The 508-nt window shown below is 52.2% G+C and carries 1 protein-coding gene; it reads right to left on the bottom strand.

The window, feature by feature from the left end:
* Positions 1–489 (bottom strand): hypothetical protein (locus tag AC1RPR_RS08185; RefSeq protein WP_481763466.1); only part of this gene is annotated, 489 nt, incomplete at its 3' end.
* Between the last annotated feature and the right edge of the window lie 19 nt (positions 490–508).

The raw sequence follows: 508 nt of genomic DNA, 5'->3' as shown, positions 1-508 counted from the left end.
AGCGAAAAGAGGTCTCAAGTTCTTGGCCTTGGCTTCGGCCTTGGCTTCCTTGAAACTACCTTTGCGCATGATCTTCTTACCTTCAGGCACACTTCCTACCGTATTAACGCAGTGTCCGCACTGGCCTTTATTGTCGGTGACACGAGATGCCGGCATCTCCGACTCAACCCTGCAAGTGCCGCATATGAAACTCAGAGGCGTGGCTACGCCACTATAGTCAGTATCGCTGAATGTAGGGGTATGGCCTGCCGCGTAGAAGCGTGCACGCGCTTCTTCAACACTGACACGTTGCTTGCAGTTTTTGCACTTGGTGCTACCATAGCGCTGCATCGACATGGCAGAAGTGCCACCGACAGAACCACAACTGCCGCACACATAGCTTAAACGTGACTGAGAATTGACATAATCAGCATCCGTGGACGTTGGCGTATGTCCCCTGTCCGTAAAAATTCTGCGCACATCTTCAAGTGCTGCGCGTGGACGCCCCATAAAACCTCCGATTCAATAC

The organism is Dellaglioa sp. CoH-57-MRSF-22 (assembly GCF_056781895.1).
The sequence above is the reverse complement of the archived record's forward strand: the minus strand, read 5'-3'. Positions and strand labels throughout refer to the sequence as shown.